Annotated in this window: 3 protein-coding genes and 1 pseudogene; 1 reads left to right on the forward strand and 3 read right to left on the reverse strand. The window is 36.4% G+C overall.

Annotation, left to right across the window (positions count from 1 at the left end; genetic code table 11):
- A pseudogene (locus tag ACED20_RS21050) lies at positions 1-362 on the reverse strand (RHS repeat-associated core domain-containing protein); the annotation flags it as partial.
- A 262-nt stretch (positions 363-624) separates the two neighbouring features.
- Here ACED20_RS21050 and ACED20_RS21055 point away from each other — a divergent pair.
- Positions 625-762, forward strand: a complete 138-nt coding sequence (locus tag ACED20_RS21055; RefSeq protein ID WP_345766247.1) for a helix-turn-helix transcriptional regulator — start codon at positions 625-627, stop codon at positions 760-762.
- A gap of 244 nt (positions 763-1,006) precedes the next feature.
- Here the strand turns inward: ACED20_RS21055 and ACED20_RS21060 are convergent, their stop codons facing one another.
- Together ACED20_RS21060 and ACED20_RS21065 are read right to left on the reverse strand one after the other, a co-directional pair.
- Positions 1,007-1,525, reverse strand: a complete 519-nt coding sequence (locus ACED20_RS21060) for a hypothetical protein (protein WP_345766248.1) — start codon at positions 1,523-1,525, stop codon at positions 1,007-1,009.
- Positions 1,522-2,394 (reverse strand): RHS repeat domain-containing protein (locus tag ACED20_RS21065; protein WP_378106704.1); only part of this gene is annotated, 873 nt, incomplete at its 5' end. The genes ACED20_RS21065 and ACED20_RS21060, both read right to left, overlap by 4 nt.

Below are 2,394 nucleotides of genomic sequence, written 5' to 3' on the forward strand. Positions count from 1 at the left end.
CTTTTTGGGGTAACGGAAGGATTATTCCCGATATTCTCCACGCTTCGCCAGTCCACTTCAGCAATGTTGCCATTGTATTTTGCCGCTACCTCCTTTCCCGGGAACTGCGCAGCATTAGGGCTGGTAATCCCTTCCCTTTCGTTGTATTTAATTTTGTAGGAAAACAGCTTTCCGCCAAGGTCCGGAACTGCCATCTGGTCCCGGTTGATCCAGGTCAGCCAGCCACGGATGTTATAACTATAATCGATGCTTTGAAGATTATTTCCTACTTTTTTATTCGTAAGCTGGGAAAGCTCATTATAGGTATTTTCAGTCAGAAGCACTTCGGTATTGTCATCTACTTTATGATAATGCTGCAGCAACCTGTTCTGGCCATCATAAACGAACCTTTCCTGCAGCGTTATCCCGACTTCACCCTGCTTTCTTAGATGATATGTATTAGTTTTTTTTACTACCCCTGCAAAATCAAGCTCGGTCTCCGTGTTGGTCTAACTGCCTAAGTGGAAGTTAGTTTTTGCAGTAATCTATATTTCAATTAAATAACACAAAACCTGCTGCAATTGCAGCAGGTCTCATATTATCAATCGGCACGAGCGAGACGCTCGCGCCAGCGGGGGGGGGTGATTGGGGAAAGCGTTTGGAACTTCCGGAGATATTATCGGACGATACGAAAGGGACGAAGTAAAACCATCAATCGAAGTGGCTATTAAAATTGCAGATGTTTTAATAAGGGATTTTAAAGCAAAACAAGCCTATTCTTAGAAAATTCTCTTACATTATAAAACACAAAACCCACCGCTTTGCGGTGGGTTCTTTATTATTGCTCACGGATTATAAATCCGCGAGATCAGGTTTATTAATCCGTGAGATCGGTCTATTCGCTTTAAAATTTATTTTTTATACAAAACCGCTGGATCATACCTTGCTTCTTTTATAATTTTATTTTTAACTGTANCCGCGAGATCAGGTTTATTAATCCGTGAGATCGGTCTATTCGCTTTAAAATTTATTTTTTATACAAAACCGCTGGATCATACCTTGCTTCTTTTATAATTTTATTTTTAACTGTATCAAAAATAACTTCATCTTGTATGTATTCATTTTTTTCATCATGACCAAATGTATATATCGAATAGGGAACTCCTGTATTATTATAAAAAATCCATGTTCCTCTCCTTAAATATAAATTTTTATCTTTAAAATAGTCACCTTCTCCTTCACTTGCAATCTGTTTATTTTTATGATAAATTTTTGTTACATAATGGTTAGGCTTTTTTATCAAATAAGAATATGACTGTATTTTTCCGTTGGAATAATATTGATACATTTTAATAATTACACCACTATTATCATAAATAAATTCTGCATTCAATATTCCAGATTTATATGTTTTTGAATTAGTTATTTTTCCATGCTCATACATTATTTTTTGCAAAGTATTTCCTTTTTTCTTTTCTGTAGTATAGTTTTCTTTATTACAAGAATTCATAAAAGCTATTAAAATTATTAATATTGATATTCTCATTTTATTTTTTTAGATTTCATGATACTATCTCTCTTTTCGATCATACTCGGATTAAAATTTTGATTGTAAAAAGATCCATTACGAGGATCATAATACATTGCTTTTTCAGAAGCTTTTGGAATTTTAACATTTATCACACTATCTTTACCATCAAGGGGGACTGATAAGGGAACAATTGTATCGCTAGGTTTTTTTGAAGGATTTCCAAAAGGATTTCCAATACTTTCTGCATCAAGACCAAATTGAACAAGAGCTTCTTGAAAACCTATGGTGCCACCGCTAAGTTTTGTATTTCTACCGTAAAAACTAAATATAATCTTAAACATATCGTTAGTTTCAATATTATCTCCATGTATAGTTTTTTTCATAGTTTCAGGATCTGTTTCGCCAGCTCCTCCTGTAAGAATTGGGAATGTCTCGTGTGTCCATGTTGTCCAAGATCCTCCTAAAGACATTGGCAACATATCTACAATCGCATTCATAGAAGCAAGATCATCTGCAGCAAGCTTTGTGATTGAACCTCCCTCGTTTAATTGTGCATAAGCGGATTCGGCTCCCCCATCTACACTTACATTTGCAAGAACTGTCCCGTTCTTAGCAAAACCGTCTACATCTCCCATTTCCTTAGCCTGCTCAACCGTTGTAACTTTGGGATCATACTGCCACTTTCCATCTTTCCTGATCCAATCTGATTCTGATCTACCATCAGGATCTATAAAACGGATGGGATTATTGACAGCATAGTTATAAGGACTAAACCTTGTTGATTTCTCCGCGAGCGGATCTACGACACCCCATCGTCCAATATCACTCATATACATCCTCGCCCCATAGTCATACATCCCGGTTTCCTGAAGCTCCTTCCCGTT

Source organism: Chryseobacterium sp. sg2396 (assembly GCF_042610505.1).
Lineage (GTDB): Bacteria > Bacteroidota > Bacteroidia > Flavobacteriales > Weeksellaceae > Chryseobacterium.